The following is a 17,961-nucleotide window of genomic DNA, read 5'->3' as shown; positions in this document are numbered from 1 at the left end:
CAGCGGGGCGAGACTGGGCGAGGGGTTTCATTTCAGTCGGTCCGGCGGGACGACGTCGACCGCGATGCGGCCCATGTCGATGCGCGGAATCTCGGTGGGGTCCCAGGCCGCCAGCGCGGCGCCCGTGGCGACCGTCAGTGCGGTGCCCAGGCCGTTGGCCGTCGGCACGGACGCCGACACCATGCCCTTGGTGCCGCTGGAGGCATTGGCGGCCCAGGTGTTGCTCAGGATGGCGCCGCTGGCGGCGTAGTCCAGGCCGTCCCAGTCGGCCTCCAGGCCGGCCTTCTTGGACCACAGGCGCTTGTAGACGTCGCTGTCCTTGCCCACCTTGTCGAGCTTGAAGTCCACCACGGCCAGCGTTTGCGTGGGCACCGGCGGCGCCAGCGTGCCGGTCACGCTCGGCACGGTGATCTTGTTGATGAGGCCGATGGCGGTGGCCAGCAAGTCCTTGGCCGGCTTCTGGTCGGTCGCGGTGAGGTGCAGGCCGGCCGGGTCGGTCACGAGGGCCTTGCCGGCGGTGTCGCGCCACATCGGGTCGGTGCCATGGGCCAGGCCCGTGGTGTTCTTGTCGTTGGCGCTGTACTTGAAGCCGCTCGTGCGGTCGTTGAACACGCGCACCAGGGCCTCCTGGCGGATGGCGGCGGCGCTCTTCTGGTTGGGTGCGTTCTTGCTGGCGTAGACGGACGTGGTGTCGTCGTACCAGACGGTGCGCTCCCAGGTCGCATACCGCGCCACGGCCTGGGCGCCAGCGCGCACGTCGCCCAGCTTGGCGATGGCCTGCGTGGCCAGGTACAGGGGCACCAGCACGAAGATGGCGATGACGATGAACTCGACGAGCGCCGCGCCGCGCACCCGGTGGGAACGGTGGAGCGACCTCATTGGGCTGCCGCCGCGGCGGCCTCCTCGGCAACGGTGGTGGGCGCCAGGCGCGCCTGCCAGTAGGGGCTGAACAGGCTCTGGTACTCGGTCTTGCTGTCGCCGCGCTTCCAGCCGTTGCGGGTGAACTGCTTCAGGTCGTCCAACCGCGGGCGGTAGAAGAAGGCATGGGCCGAGGCCAGCGCGCGCAGGGTCTTGCCCTTCATCGCGTCTTCCAGCTTCAGCTTGTCGGCGCCCGGCATGATGACGGTGGACTCGCGGATGGTGTCCTGCGTGCGTTCCACCTCGAGGGTGATGGGGAACTTGCCGCCGTTCTCCAGCGCCGTCTGGTTGGCCGGCTTGGCCGTCAGCGGGCTGGCCATGTCGCGGTAGTGGTCCTGCAGGCCGCCGCCGCTGTCCAGCGTCGTGCCGGGGCCCTTGGCCCAATAGCGGTAGTTGGCGGGCACGACGGCCGGCGACGTCAGCGCAAAGCCGTACAGCATGCTTTCGGTGGCGTTGTTCTTGTAGCCGTTGGCGTCGCCGTAGGCGCCGCCCTTGCCGGCCACCGCGCCGCCATGGCCGCCGAGGTACGGCGCCGTGGTGCCGATGTCCGGGAACGGAATGGTGATGGTGAACGGGCACAGGCCGGTGATGCACGGCACCATCCACGTGCAGGTGACCATGCCGCCGCCCTGCGTCGCATCCAGCCCCAGCCAGCGCTTCTTGTTGCTGCTCAGGAGGGTGCCGCCGAAGTGCGTGAAGCCGAAGGTCGTGAACGTGCTGACGGCCAGCGGGCACAGGTAGGGCTTGACCGTGCTGGCCCACATCGGCACGGGGATGGAGCCGCGGTTGCGGATGAACAGGTCTTCGCTGTCGCGGCTGACGACGGCGTCCGCGAATCGGTCAGCCTCCTTGGACGCGTCGTTGGCGCTGTGGCGCCGGGTCTGGTCGTTGCCCCAGTTCTTCACGCGCAGGGCGGCGTCGCCCAGCATGAAAGCGCTGGTGGTGACGCGGGCCTGCGGGTCGTTCTTCTTCACGACCTCGTCGGCAACGAACATCATCTCGGCCATCGTGCCGAGGTGGTGGATCTGCTGGGCCTCGTCCATGGCGCCGATGAGCAGGTCCAGCGCCTTCACGGCCGGGCCGGCCATCGAGTTGACGGCCGAGTAGGCGGTGTCCACCGGCGCCCTCTTGCCGATGTCCCAGGCCGGCGCAGCCGACGGGAATGCCCGGTAGACGGTGTCTTCCAGCGTGCTGTTGGCACGCCGCTTGGTCTGCGCCGCGTCCTCGAAATAGGACTTCATGCTGACGAACTGGGCCACCGCCACCTGGTTGGCGATCATGGCCCGGTTGGTATAGGCCGAGAAATTCGCATCCCGGGCCTGCAATACTGCGGCGCTGTAGGCGCCGGCGTCGGCGGCATTCTGCAACTGGCTTTTCGTGATCGCCAGCATACTGCCGTTGAACAGCATGATGACGACCAGCCCCGCGCAGCTGAGGAATACCAGGCCGAATATCAGGGCCTGCCCTCGCATGCGACATGATGCCGCAGTGGGCGCCTGGCGGAAAACACGTGAATGTTGATCCGTCATGACGCCACCGGCACCATTGAAGCATGTGAACAAATCAGCCCCATGGTCAGCTCCGCCAGATTACTTGGCGTCGTTGTCCTTGTTGTACTCGGCCAGGCCCTTGGTCGTGTCGGCACGCGTCTGCGCATCGCCCGACGAAGTATTGGCATTCGCGATGGCGGTATCGGCCTTGTTGCCGGACAACTCCTTCGCCAGACCGGCGCTCTGGTTGCGGACGGTTTTGCCGAACATGCTGTAGACGCCGATGGCGGCCACGGCGATCAAGGCCACGATGATGATGTATTCCATCATCCCCTGGCCCAGGGTCTTGCGCTTGGACGAACGTTGCGAACGGATGGTCATGGGAAAGCTCCTCTGAAAAGACCGTAGCGGACAAGGAATGCGGACGAAGCCGCCCATCGACCGGCCCGCTGCTGCGGGCCCGTCAATACTTAAAAAACAGTGGCCGTGATACCTGGCTTGAAATTACGAAGGGCTCACGCTACTTGGCATCGTTGGCGTAGTTGTAATTTCCCATGCCAGCCTTGTTGGGGTCGTTGGCACGCCCCGCGGCGGCATTGGCCGATTCCGCCGCCAGACCGGTATCGGCCTTCTGGCCGGCGAGTTCCTTGGCGAGACCGGAACTCTGGTTGCGCGCCGTCTTGCCGAATGCCGAATACACCGCGATGGCCGCCACGGCGATCAATGCGACGATGATGATGTATTCCATCATGCCTTGGCCGCGCATGGATGAGGCACCGAGCCTCATTGAATGATTCGACATGGACGATGGCTCCCGCGATGATTGACACGCCTTGGCGTGACGAATATCTCAATCAACTGACGGCGCCAGTCTAGGCAATCGGCGTGAAAAACGTCACTCCCCTAGTTCAGAGTAAACCGTTACGACAGGTAAACCATGGGGTTACGAGGTGTAAGCGCGACGATTTCAAAAGTATTGCAATGTGTATTCATGGGAGAGGGTTTCGCCGGGGCCGCCGCTAGACTGGCCCGCACCCTGATGTGGAGGATTTCCCGAAGATGACGAAGACGCCCCTCGGATGCCTGGCCGCCCTGCTCTGGCTGGGTGCGGCCCAAGCCGCACCGGCAACGCCGCCCCCCGGCCACTACCGCATCGACGCCGAATCCAGCGTGCGCAGCGGCAGCGGGCCCGCCACGTCGGAGCGCATCGAGCGCGTGGACGGCACCACAGGCAAACGCACCGTCATCACCCACGCCGGCCCGCCCGGCACGCCGGCCGGCCAGCAGACCTATCCGGGCAGCGGCCCGGTCACCTGGTGCGTGCCGGCCGTGTCCACGCCGCCGGCCAATCCAGCCGGGCGTTGCGACACGCGCTGGTGGCCGCAGGCCGGCGGCGCCAGCCTGCAGGCCGACTGCCGGGCCGGCCGCATGCAGGAGCAGTGGAAGCAGCTCGACGCGCGCACCTGGGAGCGGCAGATGACGTTCAAGGCCACGGCCGGCGCGGCGGGCAACGACCCGTCCGCGGCCATCGCGATGGCGCAGCGCGGCCTGTCGCCGGCCGACGTGGCCAAGGCCCGCGCCGAGCTGCCCGCGCCCAACGCCACGGCCGACGCGATGGCGCCGGTCTATGCGCAGATCGAGGAGACCATCCGCACCGGCAAGCCCGAGGAAGCCGCCGCCGCGCGGCAGCAGCTCGCGGCGCTGAAGGCGGCGCAAGGTGGTGGTGGCCCGGCCACCACGACGACCCGCCTGACCGAGCGCTGGACGCGGCTGGCCGACACCTGCGCGGCGGGCTCATGAGCGGCCGCAACCGGGCCGCGGTGCCGCTGCTGCTGGCCGCCGCCGTCGCGGCCCATGCGCAGAAGGCGCCGACCGAACTGCGCGGCGCCAGCGACCACCCGCTGGTGTCGCGCTACGCCGGTGCCGTGCTGCAGGACGCGGCGCAGGAGAACTTCGCCGCGCTGAAGGTGCCGGTCTCGGCGGCGCTGGACCAGGCGCAGGTCGTGGAAGGCCGCGTCAACGGCTACTTCTACATCGCCCCCAAGGGCCGCAGCGCACTGGAGGTGTTCCGCAACTACCAGGCCGCGCTGACCCAGGCCGGCTTCACGACGCTGTACACCTGCGAGATGGCGGCCTGCGACAAGGCCGGCATCAAGGGCCGCTTCGCGAACGAGGCCGTGGGGCCGCGCAAGTGGCAGGCCCAGGGCGTGGCGCCGGCCGGCTCCATCGACCGCGACGTGCGCTTCATCAGCGCGAAGCTCGGCCGCGCCGGGCAGGACAGCCACGTGTTGCTGTTCGTCGCCGAGCCCAATTCCATCTGGGGTGCGCCGGCCGTGGTGCAGCTGGTCGTGGAGCCCGCGCCCATGGAGGGTGGCCAGGTGCTGGTCAACACCGACGCGCTGCAGAAGGCGCTGGGCGCGGACGGCCGCGTCGCGCTGTACGGCATCTACTTCGACACGGGCAAGGCGGTGCTCAAGCCCGAGTCCCGGCCGCAGCTCGCCGAGATGGCCCGGCTGCTGCAGGCGCAGCCGTCGCTGAAGGTTCACATCGTCGGCCACACCGACAACCAGGGCACGGTGCCCGGCAACCTGACGCTGTCGCAGCAGCGCGCCGAGGCCGTCGTCAACGCGCTGGTGCAGGAGCACCACGTGGACGCCCGGCGCCTGTCCGCCCGCGGCGTGGCCAGCTTCGCGCCGGTGGCCGCCAACACGGCAGACGCCGGGCGGGCGAAGAACCGGCGCGTGGAGCTGGTGGCGCAGTAGCGTGGGTCAGTCCACGGGCCACACCGGGCGCGGCAGGTGCTGGTAGGGCAGCTCGTGCAGGTTGGCCTGCAGGCTGCCCGGCGAGTCGGCGTACACCACGGCCGAGGCCATCGCGTCGAAGCCCGAGCGGAAGTGCTGCGTGGACTTCACGACCACCAGCCGCATCGCCGCCGGGTCGATGCCCAGCTCCGTGAAGCAGGCGGGCGAGAACACCTGCTGGCGGATGCTGTTGAGCACGATGGCCATGCCCTGCGCGCGCACCGCCACGGCCGGGCCGAGCGGGTCGCTGCCGCCAGGCGTGAGGCTGCGCTGGCGCGCGTCGCTGCGGCAGGCCAGCACCTCCACGTTCAGGTCCACCGGGTCGCCGGACATGGGCCCGACCTTGCCGCCGATGCGCAGCGGCAGCCGCGCGCCCACCCCGGCGGCCGTCGCGATGGCCACGGCCTGCGGGTCCCAGACCATGCCCAGCGCCACGTCGCGCACGCCGCGCCTGAGCAGCTCGCGCAGCACGAAGGTGCTGTCGCCGGCGGCGCCGCCGCCCGCGTTGTCGGCCGTGTCGGCGAGCACGACGGGGCGGCCCGCACCGGCCTGCGCCATCGCGGCGACGGCCTCGTCGAGCGCGGCGTCCAGCGGCAGGCGGCGCGCGCTGGCCGGCTCGCGCAGCGCATAGAAGGCCTCGGCCAGCTCGTCCAGCAGCCGGCCGGCGGCGTCCGCACCGGCGGGCGTGTCATGCGCCAGCACCATCACGGCGGCGCTGGTGTGCGGCGTGTCCGCCCAGGGGAAGCCGTGCAGCGCCGACACGGAGACGATGCCCGGCAGCGCCTCGCTGGCCTTGAGCCGGCTGACGAAATCGCTCATCGGCGGCAGCGTGGTGCCGAAGATGCCCAGCATGGGCACGCGGCGCCCGTGCGCCTTCACCGCCAGCTCGCCGCGCACCATCGCGGCCAGCATCGCGTGCAGCTCCTCGCCGCGCGCCGCGTAGTCGATGTGCGGGTACTCCTTGCAGGCGACAAGCGCCGCGCCGCTGTCCAGCATGGCCGGGCTGAGGTTGCAGTGCAGGTCCAGCAGCGCGCCCACCGGCACGGCCGGGCCGACCACCTCGCGCACGCGCTGCAGCAGGTCGCCCTCGCAGTCGGGGTAGCCGTCGGCCAGCATGGCGCCGTGCAGCGCCAGCAGCACCGCGTCCACCGGCAGCGACGCGCGCAGGTCGGCCAGCAGCTCGTCGCGCAGCGTCTCGTAGTCGGCACGCGACAGCGGCCCGGACGGCTGCGCCTCGGCGTAAAGCCCCGGCAGCAGCGTGTCGCCCTGCCGCGTGGCGGCGGCGATGACGCCGGTCAGCGTCGGCTGGGCCACCACCTGCTGCAGCGCCTGCGGCTCGGTGCGGTGGATCAGCACGCCCTCGCGGAATGACTGCACGCTGGTGGGCAGCGGCGAGAAGCTGCTGGACTCGTGCACCAACCCGCCCAGAAAGAGCCGCATGGCATTGCGCATGGGGAAGAATCCGCTCAGTAGTACGGGTTGAAGCCGATCATGTGGTGGTACAGGCCCACCACCGTCAGCACGGCGAAGGACAGCAGCCACACGACCGCCATCGCCTTGGCTGACATGTCGCCCGCCTTGAGCACGGTGCGCGCATGCCACAGCGCCGCCAGCAGGCCGCCGAACGCGGCCACGGCCAGCGCGGCCTGCGCCAGCGGCAGCAGCAGCGTGGTGTCGCCCAGGGCTTCCAGCACCGCCACCAGCCAGCCCCACAGGCCCAGCGCCACCAGCGCGCCCACGCTGGCGATGCGCACCCAGGTCACCGGCCGGGGCGGCGACACCGCCACGCGGTGCCGGCGGCGCAGCACGGCGGCCACGGGCCACAGCAGTGCCGTCAGCAGCAGCACGACGACGGCCGCGCCCAGCAGCAGCAGCACCGCCGGGCTGGCCATGAACGGCACGGGCTCGAAGATGAAGGCGAACACGAACGGCTCCAGGCCCCAGTGCTTCACCTTGCCGTTCTCCACCACGGCCTGCAGCCGGCGCTTGCCGTGCTCCTCTTCCCAGAAATAGGGCTTCACCTCGCGGAACACGCTGCGCGCGCCGCCCAGGTCGACGGCGATGCGGCCGTCGTCCAGCGCCTGCACCTTCAGCGGGCTGAGCAGCTGCAGCACCGACAGCCAGGTCGAGTCCTCGCGCCGCGTGTTGCGGTAGGCGCCGGCCATCTGCCGGGCGTGCGCCTTGGCGGTGGCCTCGTCCACCTCGGGCCGGGTGGCCGGGCGGGCGTCGGGCAGGTAGCGATCGGCGAACGACTCGAACAGCCGGTCGCGCAGCCATTTGCCCTCGCCGGTGCCGGGCGAGTTGACGGACACATACAGGCCGATGCCTTCATCCACGAACAGCAGCAGGTCGCTGTGGAACAGCACCGTGTCGCCACCGTGCGCGAGCACGCGGCGGCCGTTGATGTTCTGCTCGTAGAAGCCCAGGCCGATGCCCAGCAGGTCCGGCAGCGGCCGCGTGATCTGGCCGTGCATCCGCTTGACCGTTTCCGGCCTCAGGATCTGCGCGTCGCCCAGGCGGCCCTGCGCCAGGTAGGCCAGCATGAAGCGGCCCATGTCCGCGCCGGTGGACGACAGGCTGCCAGCCGGCGGCATGCTGATGATCTCGAAGCCCTTGGGCTTCTCGTCCTGGCTCATGTAGCCCTGCGACATCTGGGCCTTCAGCGCGTCGGGCAGCGGCTGGCGGAAAGTCGAGTTGCGCATGCCCAGCGGCCACAGCACGTGCTGCTCGATGTAGTCGTCGAAGGGCTGGCCGCTGACGCGCTCGACGATGTAGCCGGCCAGCGCGGTCGCGTAGTTGGAATAGCCCGGCGTGCTGCCGGGGTCGTAGACGTAGGGCGGGATGTAGCGCTTGAGCACCTTGCCGAGGTCGGGGGTGCCGGTGTCGTAGGTGAGCAGGTCGCGCGCCACCTCCTCGAAGCCCGTCGTGTGCGTCATCACATGGCGCAGCGTCAGCGCCTTGCCGTTGCGCGACGGGATCTTGAAGTCTAGGTACTGGTTCAGGTCGGCGTCCAGGTCCAGCTTGCCTTGCTCCACCAGCTGCATGACGGCCGTCCACGTGAACAGCTTGGAGACCGAGCCGGGGCGGAACAGCGTCTTGTGCGGATCGACCGGGATGTTCTTGTCCCAGTCCGCGAGGCCGTAGCCCTTCTGCACCAGCGGCTGGCCGTCCTTGACGAGGACGACCACCGCACCGGGCACGCGCGCGCCGCGCAGGGCGCTGGGCATCAGGCCGTCGAGCCAGGCTTCGGCATCGGTGGCGGTGAGCGCCACGCCGGTCTTGCGCGCAGGCACGGGGGCGGCGGCGCCGGTCTCGGGCGGCGCGACGGCCGCAGGTGGCAAGGCGACCGGGGCGGGCCCGGTCTGTGCCCAGGCGGGCGCCGCGGCGGCGCCGATCAGTGCCAGCGCCAGCACGCGCAGGCGGGTGGAAAAGGTCGTCATGCTTGCATCCAACATCAGAAGTTGAAGGTCAGGGTCGCACCCACCGTGCGCGGGGCTGCGTTCGTGACGTTGAGCGGCAGGCCGAACGCCGTCAGCGCCGTGTCCGCGCCGAGGATGGCGCGCTTGTCGGTCAGGTTGCGCACGAAGGTGGCGAGTTGCCAGGCGCCGAACGCCATGCCCCATTGCGCATCCACCAGCGTGTAGGCCGGCTGGCTGAAGTTGGGCACCGAGCTGCCGGCGGCGTCGAAGCCGGCATTGCGCTGGCCCACGCGGCGCATGTTCAGCCCCGCATAGGACGGGTGGTTGGACAGGTCGAACACATAGCGCAGGCCCAGCGTGTAGGCGAGCTTGGCGGTGTTGGGCATGCGCGAGCCGGCCGGGCCCAGGGCCGGCGCGTCTTCGGTCAGCTTGGGATCGGTCCAGGCCAGGCTGGCGTCCAGATTCCAGTGCGCGTCCAGCTGGTAGCGCGCCGCCAGCTCCAGGCCGCGCACGCGCGCACGGCCCGCGTTGACGACGATGGTGCTGGCGCCCACGGCCTTGGGCTGCTGCAAGTCCTTCCAGCGGATGTCGAACAACGCGGCCTCGACGTTCAGGCGCTTGTCCAGCAGGTCGGCCTTGTAGCCCAGCTCGTAGCTCCACAGCGTGTCGTGGCTGAACATCGTCGGCGTGCCGGGGATGACCTGGCCGTTGGCGTCGATGGCCGGCGAGTTGGGGCCGCCGGGGCGGTAGCCGCTGGCCGCGCGGAAGTACAGGTTGCTCTGCTTGTCCAGCGCGTAGCGCACGGTGCCCAGGTAAGTGCGCGAGGTGTCTTCGCTCGGTGCCGAGGAATTGAGCGCCTCGTTGACGTAGACGGTGTAGACCTGGTCGTTCTTCGCCACGCGGGCGCCCAGCGTCAGCGACCACACGGGGTCGACGTTCCACGTCACGTCGCCATAGAAGGCGCGCTCGCGGTACTCGGATGGCTGGCCGGTGGTGGTCAGGGTCATCTCGCCGCCGCCGCCCGCCACCTGCGCCCACAGGCGCTGGCCGACGTGGCCGACCTCCTTGTCGCGGTAGTAGCCGAGCAGCCACTCCACGGTGCCGCGCGGTGACGTGAGGCGCAGCTCCTGCGTCTGCTTGCGCAGGCCCACCGTGTTGTTGAGCGACACGAAATCGAACGCCGGGTTGTTGCCCAGCAGCGCGGTGGCGTCCTGGCCGGTGCCGCTGTCGAAGCGCTGCGTGGATGCGATGGCGTTGAGCCTGGCCCACCCGAAGTCGTACTCGACGTCCGCCGACGTGAGGCGCACCCGGGTCTTGTAGGCCTCGCCCACGTCGAGATGGCGCGTCAGGTCGCCGTAGACCGGCTGGCCCTTGGCGGCGTCGTACTCGACGACGTTCAGCCCGTTGCGCTGGATGTCCTGCTGCGTGGCGGCCAGGCGTACCTTCATCCGGGCCGTCGGCTCGATCAGGACCGAGACGCGGGCGCCGCGCGTGTTGCCGTCGTTGACATGGTCGCCCGCCGCCTTGCCCACCGCCCTGATGTAGCCGCCGTCATGGTCGTTGAAGGCCGCCACCCGCAGCGCGGCCACGTCCTGGCTCAGCGGCACGTTCAGCACCAGGTTCTCGGTGTGGCCCAGCGCACCGCTGCGTGCACTGCGCATGCCCACGCCCACCTTGCCGGAGAACTGCGTGCTGTCGGGCTCGTTCGTCACGTACTTCAGCAGCCCGCCCATGGCGCCGGCGCCGTACAGCGTGCCCTGCGGCCCGCGCAGCACCTCGATGTGGCGCAGGTCCAGCAGCGACAGGTCCAGCGCCGTGTTGGCGCCGCCCACGAAGGCACTGCTGGAGCCGAACGCCACCTCGTCGACGTACATGCCCACGGTGGCGATCTGCTGCTCGCCGACGCTCACCCCCCGCATGGTGACGGCGCCGCGGCCCGGGCCGCCGGAAGTCTTCACATCCACGCCGGGCAGCGTGCCGACGTAGTCGCTCAGCGACGAAGCGCCGGCGCGGTCCAGCGCCTGTGCGCCCAGCGTCTCGACGCGCAGCGGCACGTCGCGCACCGGCTCGCGACGGCGCGTGGCCGTGACGGTCACGACATCCAGCTTCTCGACGTCACGGCTGTCCTTGTCGGCAGGGGCATCGCCAGCGGCCGGCGCGGCCTGCGCCCAGGCTGCGGGTGCACACAGTGCCGCAAGGCAGGGCAGCACCAGGGTCGTCAGAAGGGCCACGAGCTTGTGGCGTTGATGCGGCATGCCAGGGCGGGCAAGGCGGATGGGCCGGCTCATGAGCATCTCCTGAGTCAGAAGGTTGTTTGATGGACAAAGTTTCCAATTTGGAAAACTATTTCCAATCGGTGTAAACCTTATATGAAAAGCAGATTCGTGTCAGGGCAAGCAGGGGGACTGCTCCCGCGCGGGCATGGCCTAAGATGAATCGACACCGTCAGCATCCCCATGGCCTCCCCCACCACCTCTCCCGGCGACCACATCCGCAGCGTGCGCAAGCGCCTCGGGCTGACGCTGGCCCAGGTCGGCGAGCGCACCGGCTTGGCGGTGTCCACGTTGTCCAAATTGGAAAAAGGCAACGTCTCGCTGTCGTACGACAAGCTGATGCTGCTCAGCAAGGGGCTGGGCGTGGACATGGCCGAGCTGCTGCACGACACGCAGGGCGCGCGCCCGGCGGCCAGCGGCGGCGGCCGGCGCGTGGTGCACCGCGCCGGCGACGGCCAGGTCGTCGACACGCAGAGCTACAAGCAGACCTATCTCGCGTCCGAGCTGCTGAACAAGCGCTTCACGCCGCTGATCGCCGAGGTGCGTGCGCGCACACTGGAGGAGTTCAAGGCCGAGTTCGGCGACCTGATCCGCCACCCTGGCGAAGAGTTCGCCTACGTGATCGACGGCGAGGTCGCCTTCCATTCGGAGCTGTACGCACCGGTCATCCTGAAGGTGGGCGACTCCATCTTCTTCGACAGCGAGATGGGCCACGCCTACCTGAAGGCGGCTGAGGGCACCTGCCGCCTGGTGGCCACCTGCGCGCCGCGCAACGGCCACAACGACCAGATGACGCAGCACTTCGTGGAAGCGTCGCAACGCCTGGCCGCACCGGCGCCGCCGGCGGCGGCCAAGGCGGCACGCACCGCCAGGCCGAAGGCGAAGGCGACGCGCCGCTGAACGTCACTGCGCGGCCCGCGCGGCCTCCACGCGCCGCAGCATCGGCGCCAGCGACAGCAACGCCGCCGCCGCCAGCCCCGCGATGCCGGCCAGCGCCACGAAGAAGCTCGTCGGCCCCAGCGTCGTCCAGGCCCGGCCCACCACGCCCGACAGCAGGTTGCCGCCGAACGACGCGAGGAACCAGGCAGCGATGACCGTGGCGCCCATGCCGCGCGGTGCCAGCTTGGCAAACAGGCCCAGGCCCACCGGCAGGATGTACAGCTCGCCCAGCGTGTAGATCACGAAGAAGGCCACCACCCACAGCATGTGCACCGGCGCGCCGCCATGCGTGGCCACCAGCAGCGCCAGCGCCAGGTAAGACAGCGCCACGCCGGCCGCGCCCAGCGCCATCTTGGCCAGCGATGACGGCTCGCGTCCGCGTGCCGCCGCACGTCGCCAGCCAGCGATGACGAACGGCGTGAGCGCCAGCACGAACAGCGAGTTCAGCGACTGCACCCACGTCATCGGCACCGTGAAGCCCCACAGCGAGCGGTCCACACCGCTCTCGACCCACACCGCCATCGTGTTGCCGCTCTGCTCGTAGGCGCTGCGGAACACGACGACGGCCAGCGCCACCAGCAGCAGCGGCACGAAGCTGCCGGTCGCGGTGCCCACGGGTGCGCTGGCCGCCGGTTCGGTCGAGCGCGGCCGGTCCGGCGGCAGGTGGCGCGAGCCCAGCAGGTAGATGACCAGCCCCAGGCACATGCCGATGCCCGCGGCGCCGAAGCCCACGTGCCAGCCATACAGCTCGCCCAGCGTGCCGCAGACCAGTGGCGCCAGCATGCCGCCCAGGTTCACGCCCGCGTAGTAGACGTTGTAGGCACCGCCGCGGCGCGGGTCCTTCTCGCCGTAGAGGTCACCGACCTGGCTGGGCAGGTTGGGCAGGAACAGCCCGTTGCCCAGGGCAATGAGCACCAGCGCGGGGAAGAACAGCGACTCCCACACCAGCGTGAAATGCCCCAGCGCCATCAGCGCGCCGCCGATCAGGATGGCCCGGCGCCGGCCCAGCCAGCGGTCGGCGATGACCCCGCCGAAGATCGGTGTCAGGTACACGCCGCCGGCATAGGCACCGTAGATCAGCGACGCGTCGGCCTGCGGGATCTGCAGGTGCCGGATCATGTAATAGATCAGCAGCGCCTTCATCCCGTAGAAGGAGAACTTCTCCCACGCCTCGGTCAGGAACAGCACCACCAGGCCACGCGGCTGGCCGAACCACTGCGCCGGGGCGCGGGGTTGCAGGGAAGCGTCCACAACGATCTCCTCTAAGCCTGGTCACGGCGCACGATGAACAGGATCGGCGCGCGAATCGGCATTGCCCAATGTTTTTCGTAATGGTACATTTATTTTCCATTTTGGAAACTACATGCAAGCGACGTGGGCCAAACGACAACGACGAACGTGGATTTCATCGTCATCGGTGCCGGCATCGCCGGCGCCTCCGTGGCCGCGTCACTCGCGAGCGCGGGCAGTGTGGCCGTGCTTGAGGCCGAAACCCATGCGGGTTACCACGCCACCGGCCGTTCTGCGGCGCTGTATTCCACCCTGTACGGCAACGCCACGATCCGGGCACTGACCCGCGCCAGCCTCGGCGATTTCGTCGCACCACCGCACGGCATGAGCAAGCAGGCCGTGCTGCGCCAGCGCGACACGCTGTTCCTCATCGGCCCCGGGCAGGAGCCGCTGGCCGAAGACTTCATCGCCGACGCGCACATCCGCCACTGCACGACGGCGCTGAGCGCGGCCGACGTGCTGGCGCGCATCCCGCTGCTGCAGCGCGACCGCGTGGCCGGCGCGCTGCTGGACGCCACGTCTGCGGACATCGACGTGGACCTGCTGCACCAGGGCTTCCTGCGCCAGGCCCGCGCGCTGGGGGCGCAACTGCACCTGGGCACCGGGCTGCAGGCGCTGGAGCGCGACGGCGACAACTGGCTGGCCCACACCGCCACGGGCAGCTTTCGCGCCGCCACGGTCATCAATGCGGCGGGTGCCTGGGCCGACGCCGTGGCCGCGCTGGCGGGCATTGCGCCGGTGCCGCTGCAGCCGCTGCGCCGCACCGCCGTGCTCATCGAGCTGCCCGACGGCATGGACGCCGCGCTGTGGCCCGCCGTGGTGGCCATCGACGAGAGCCACTACTTCAAGCCGGACGCCGGCCTGCTGCTGATCTCCGCCGCCGACGAGACGCCCAGCCCGCCCTGCGACGCGCAGCCCGAGGAACTGGACGTGGCCATCGCCGTGGACCGCTTCGAGACGCTGACCGGCCAGCCGGTGCGGCGCGTGCGCCACCGCTGGGCCGGCCTGCGCGTGTTCAGCCCGGACCGCTCGCCGGTCGTGGGCTTCGAGCCCTCGGCGCAAGGCTTCTTCTGGTGTGCGGGCCAGGGGGGCTACGGCATCCAGACCTCGCCCGCGCTGGGCCGCGCCGCCGCGGCGCTGGCGTTGGGCCGTGCGCTGCCGCAGGACGTGGCCGACGCCGGCGTCGAGCCGCAGCATCTGTCACCCGGCAGGTTCCGCTCGGGCTGACGGTCCAGCGCGGCGGTTTGCGGCCCAGCCTGCAAATGCTGCAGGACGCTTAGCCAGGCCTGTCATGTCCAAGCGCTGGCATGCCGGCCACCGGGAACGGCGCTTGCCGGGATGTGCGGAAGCCCACCCGCCGCTGCCCCCATGTCACTGCCTGTGCTGCTCGTTGTCTCGCCACTGCGCTGGAGCCTCTCCGGCCGGCGCCCGCAACATCTGCTGGCACGGCTGGCCGAGCGCTGGCAGGTGCTGTTCGTGGAGACCCCGCAGCACGACCGCGGCGCCCCGCGCCTGGACGTGGCCGAGGTTGCGCCGCACCTCACGGTGCTGACGCCCCGCACGCCGCTGCGCGCCACGGGGTTCCACGACAGCCAGCACGGCCCGCTGCAGCGACTGCTGCGCCAGCACATCGATGCGCGGCGGCTGCACGTGGCCGTGGCCTGGCTGTGCACGCCGATGGCGCTGCCGCTGGCCAACGCGCTGGGTGCGGACTGCCTGGTCTACGACTGCATGGAGGAGCTGTCGCCCGCCGATGGCGCCTGCCCGCAACTGCAGGCCCGCGACCTGGCGCTGATGCGACAGGCAGCCCTGGTGCTCACGGCCGGGCCGTCGCAGTTCAACGTGCGCCGCCACCTGCACGACAACATCCACTGCCTGCCCAGCGCCGTCGACCCGGGCCACTTCTCGCCCGCCACCCTGGACATCCGCGGCCCGCTGGCGCAGCAGGCCCGCACGCTGCAGTCCGCCCTGCCGCGCGCCCGGCTGGGATTTGCCGGCGTCATCGACGAGCGCCTGGACATGGGGCTCATCGCGGCGCTGGCCGAGCGCCATCCGGCGTGGTCCATCATCATGGCCGGCCCCGTCACCGGGCTGGACCCGGCCCGCCTGCCGCAGCGCCCCAACATCCACTGGCTGGGTTCGCAGTCCTATGACCTGCTGCCCCACCTGCTGGCAGGCTGGGACCTGGCGCTGATGCCTTTCGCCCTGAACGCGCCCACCCGCTTCACGAGCCCGACGCAGACGCTGGAGTTCATGGCCGCGGGCCTGCCCGTCGTCAGCACGGCCTTGCACGACGTGCAGGCGCTGTACTTCCCCGCTGTCACCATCGCGTCTTCGCAAGGCTTTGTGCGCGCCTGCGAAGCCGTGCTGGCCGAAGGCACGCTGGCACGCTGCGCCCGGCTCGCGGAGATGGCGCGGCGGGTCGCCCGGCACTCGTGGACCGGCACGGCCGACACCGTGCACCGGCTGCTGGCTCAAGCCCTCGCAGGCGCCCACGAGCCCACGCCCGCCGGCCCGGCGGAGCGCTGGCGGGTCACAGCAGATCGACCGCTGCCGGCCGCGCCCTCGGTGGCCCGGGCATGACGCGGGGGCGGCGCCGCCATGGCGCGGCGCTGAGCCCGCAGCGCCTGCCAACCTGCCCCTGCACGGCCCGGTGCCGGCCGGCACCCGTGATCGGCCGTGATCAGCCGTCAAAAGGCGGCGCCGCTCGCCTTCGCTGTGGCAGCATTCACGCGAGGATCTGGCCAGCGCCTGGCAACAGGCGGCACCCGGGGCGCCACAGGGATGACGGGGAACACGCACATGAACACGAGCGCCGAGACGCTGGGCCAGAGCGAGGAACGCTTCCGGCTGCTGGTGGACAGCGTGCGCGACTACGCGATTTTCATGCTCGACCCCGCCGGACAGGTGCTGACGTGGAATGCCGGCGCCGAGCGCTTCAAGGGCTACCAGGCGCACGAGATCATCGGCCAGCATTTCTCGCGTTTCTACCCACCGGATGCGCTGGCGCGCGGCCTGCCGGCGCACGAGCTGGAGATGGCCGGCCGTGACGGCGCGTTCGAGGACGAAGGCTGGCGCATGCGCAAGGACGGCTCGCTGTTCTGGGCCAATGTCGTCATCACGGCGATGCGCGACGACACGGGCCGGCTGGTGGGCTTCGCCAAGGTCACGCGCGACCTGACGCAGCGCCGCAACCACGAGGAAGCGCTGCGGCGCAGCGAGGAGCGCTTGCGGCTGCTGATCGAGGGGGTGAGCGGCCATGCCATCTTCATGCTCGACGTGAACGGCCGCGTGGCCTCGTGGAACGTGGGCGCACAGCGCATCAAGGGCTATGCGGCCCGCGAGATCCTGGGCCAGCACTTCTCCATCTTCTATCCCGCCGACGTGCGCGACAGCGGCTGGCCGGCGCATGAACTGCAGCAGGCCCAGGAGGTCGGCAGCTTCACCGACACCGGTTGGCGGCTGCGCCAGAACGGCACCACCTTCTGGGCGCAGGTCACGATCACGGCGCTGCGTGACGGCAGCGGGCAACTGGTGGGCTTTGCCAAGCTGACGCGCGACATGACCGAGACCCTGCGCATCGAGGCGATGGAGCAGAGCAGCCGGCAGCACGAGGAGGTGCTCGCCGCCGAGCGGCAGGCGCGCATCGCGGCGCAGCGCGCCACGCGGCTGAAGGACGAGTTCCTCGCCACGCTGTCGCACGAGCTGCGCACGCCGCTGACGGCGATCCTCGGCTGGACGCAGGTGCTGCTGCGCGCGCGGCCCGGCGACGAGCGGGTCGACATGCGGCGCGCCATCGAGGTCATCGACCGCAATGCGCGCGCGCAGGTCCAGCTCATCGACGACCTGCTGGACCTGAACCGCATCACGGCCGGCAAGCTGCGGCTGGACCTGCAGCAGGTGGCCGTGGCCGACGTCATCCAGGCGGCGGTGGAGTCCGTCACGCCGGCGGCGGCCGCCAAGGGCATCACGCTGCAGGTGCTGCTGGACCCGGGCCGCGCCACGGCCAACGGCGACGCGGCGCGGCTGCAGCAGGTGGCGTGGAACCTGCTGAACAACGCCATCAAGTTCACGCCGGCCGGCGGCAAGGTGCAGGTGCTGCTGCAGCGCGTGAACTCGCACATCGAGTTCAGCGTCAGCGACAACGGCATCGGCATCCCGGCCTCGTTCCTGCCGCAGGTCTTCGACCGGTTCTCGCAGCAGGACGGTTCGGCCTCGCGCTCGCACGGCGGGCTGGGCCTGGGCCTGGCGATCTGCAAGCACCTCGTCGAGCAGCACGGCGGCACCATCCATGCCGAGAGCGCCGGCCCGGGCCAGGGGGCGAGCTTCGTCGTCACCTTGCCGCTGTCCATCCTGCAGAAGGCCGACGAGCAGTCGCGCGAGCACCCGCATGCAGACAGCGGCACCGCGGAACACTTCGCGCTGCCCCGGCTCGACGGCGTGCATGCCTTCGTCGTGGACGACGAGCCCGACGCCCGCAGCCTGGTGCAGCGCGTGCTGCAAGACCAGGGCGCCCATGTCGTCTCGTTCGCGTCGGCCGAGGCACTGCTGCAGGCCGTGCAGACGTCCCGGCCCGCCGTCATCGTCAGCGACGTGGGCATGCCGCTGATGGACGGCTACGAGATGATGCGTGCGCTGCGCGCCGCCGAGTCGCCGGGCGCGCGCGTCCCCGCGCTGGCACTCACCGCATTCGCCCGCGCGGAAGACCGCAAGCGGTCACTGATGGCCGGCTTCCAGGCCCACCTGTCCAAGCCGTTCGACGTGGGCGAGCTCATCCTGCTGGTGGCCCATCTGGTCGAGAAGTAGCCCGGGGGAGCCCAGGGAGCCCGCG

General features: G+C 70.3%; 14 protein-coding genes. 6 read left to right on the top strand and 8 right to left on the bottom strand.

Features of this window, described 5'->3' with window-relative positions:
* Positions 1-27: 27 nt before the first annotated feature.
* The 4 genes from ACO07H_RS09385 to ACO07H_RS09370 all read right to left on the bottom strand — a co-directional run bounded on the left by ACO07H_RS09385 (position 28) and on the right by ACO07H_RS09370 (position 3,159).
* Positions 28-879 carry a hypothetical protein gene (locus ACO07H_RS09385; protein ID WP_422013397.1) on the bottom strand — a complete coding sequence of 284 codons (852 nt, stop codon included), beginning with the start codon at positions 877-879 and terminating at the stop codon, positions 28-30.
* The gene (locus ACO07H_RS09380) at positions 876-2,390 is read right to left on the bottom strand and encodes a pilus assembly protein TadG-related protein (protein WP_422013395.1); all 1,515 of its coding nucleotides are present in this window, start codon (positions 2,388-2,390) and stop codon (positions 876-878) included. Before ACO07H_RS09380 ends, ACO07H_RS09385 begins: the two co-directional genes overlap by 4 nt.
* Positions 2,391-2,507: 117 nt before the next feature.
* Entirely contained in the window at positions 2,508-2,789 is a 282-nt protein-coding gene (locus ACO07H_RS09375) for a Flp family type IVb pilin (protein ID WP_422013393.1), read from the bottom strand.
* Positions 2,790-2,928: 139 nt separating this feature from the next.
* Positions 2,929-3,159: a pilus assembly protein gene (locus ACO07H_RS09370; protein WP_422018619.1), complete on the bottom strand. Its 231-nt coding sequence runs from the start codon at positions 3,157-3,159 to the stop codon at positions 2,929-2,931.
* Positions 3,160-3,467: 308 nt separating this feature from the next.
* Between ACO07H_RS09370 and ACO07H_RS09365 the strand changes: the two genes are divergently transcribed.
* Positions 3,468-4,208 carry a hypothetical protein gene (locus tag ACO07H_RS09365; RefSeq protein WP_422013391.1) on the top strand — a complete coding sequence of 247 codons (741 nt, stop codon included), beginning with the start codon at positions 3,468-3,470 and terminating at the stop codon, positions 4,206-4,208.
* A complete protein-coding gene (locus ACO07H_RS09360; protein ID WP_422013389.1) occupies positions 4,205-5,170 on the top strand; it encodes an OmpA family protein in 966 nt (321 codons plus the stop codon). Before ACO07H_RS09365 ends, ACO07H_RS09360 begins: the two co-directional genes overlap by 4 nt.
* Before the next feature lie 6 nt (positions 5,171-5,176).
* On the opposite strand, the gene ACO07H_RS09355 is transcribed toward ACO07H_RS09360, so the two are convergent.
* Genes ACO07H_RS09355 through ACO07H_RS09345 form a run of 3 tightly spaced genes read right to left on the bottom strand, consistent with a single transcriptional unit; the run spans position 5,177 to position 10,916 of the window.
* Positions 5,177-6,649, bottom strand: a complete 1,473-nt coding sequence (locus ACO07H_RS09355; protein WP_422013387.1) for a M81 family metallopeptidase — start codon at positions 6,647-6,649, stop codon at positions 5,177-5,179.
* A gap of 26 nt (positions 6,650-6,675) precedes the next feature.
* The gene (locus ACO07H_RS09350; protein WP_422013385.1) at positions 6,676-8,649 is read right to left on the bottom strand and encodes a serine hydrolase domain-containing protein; all 1,974 of its coding nucleotides are present in this window, start codon (positions 8,647-8,649) and stop codon (positions 6,676-6,678) included.
* A 14-nt stretch (positions 8,650-8,663) separates the two neighbouring features.
* Positions 8,664-10,916 carry a TonB-dependent receptor gene (locus tag ACO07H_RS09345; RefSeq protein ID WP_422013383.1) on the bottom strand — a complete coding sequence of 751 codons (2,253 nt, stop codon included), beginning with the start codon at positions 10,914-10,916 and terminating at the stop codon, positions 8,664-8,666.
* 168 nt (positions 10,917-11,084) lie between these two features.
* On the opposite strand from ACO07H_RS09345, the gene ACO07H_RS09340 reads away from it, so the two are divergent.
* The gene (locus tag ACO07H_RS09340; protein WP_422013381.1) at positions 11,085-11,801 is read left to right on the top strand and encodes a helix-turn-helix domain-containing protein; all 717 of its coding nucleotides are present in this window, start codon (positions 11,085-11,087) and stop codon (positions 11,799-11,801) included.
* A 3-nt stretch (positions 11,802-11,804) separates the two neighbouring features.
* Here ACO07H_RS09340 and ACO07H_RS09335 read toward each other — a convergent pair whose 3' ends face one another.
* Complete coding sequence (locus ACO07H_RS09335; protein ID WP_422013379.1) at positions 11,805-13,091, bottom strand: peptide MFS transporter; 1,287 nt, start codon at positions 13,089-13,091, stop codon at positions 11,805-11,807.
* Between the two features lie 147 nt (positions 13,092-13,238).
* On the opposite strand from ACO07H_RS09335, the gene ACO07H_RS09330 reads away from it, so the two are divergent.
* The 3 genes from ACO07H_RS09330 to ACO07H_RS09320 all read left to right on the top strand — a co-directional run bounded on the left by ACO07H_RS09330 (position 13,239) and on the right by ACO07H_RS09320 (position 17,936).
* Positions 13,239-14,357 (top strand): NAD(P)/FAD-dependent oxidoreductase, encoded by a 1,119-nt coding sequence (locus tag ACO07H_RS09330; protein ID WP_422013377.1) that lies wholly within the window; start codon positions 13,239-13,241, stop codon positions 14,355-14,357.
* 141 nt (positions 14,358-14,498) lie between these two features.
* Complete coding sequence (locus ACO07H_RS09325; RefSeq protein ID WP_422013375.1) at positions 14,499-15,713, top strand: glycosyltransferase; 1,215 nt, start codon at positions 14,499-14,501, stop codon at positions 15,711-15,713.
* A 219-nt stretch (positions 15,714-15,932) separates the two neighbouring features.
* Positions 15,933-17,936, top strand: coding sequence for a PAS domain S-box protein (locus tag ACO07H_RS09320; RefSeq protein WP_422013373.1), 2,004 nt, complete (start codon positions 15,933-15,935; stop codon positions 17,934-17,936).
* The last annotated feature ends 25 nt before the right edge of the window (positions 17,937-17,961 follow it).

It is taken from the genome of Roseateles sp. (genome assembly GCF_965229315.1).
GTDB lineage: Bacteria > Pseudomonadota > Gammaproteobacteria > Burkholderiales > Burkholderiaceae_C > Pelomonas.
The sequence above is the reverse complement of the archived record's forward strand: the minus strand, read 5'-3'. Positions and strand labels throughout refer to the sequence as shown.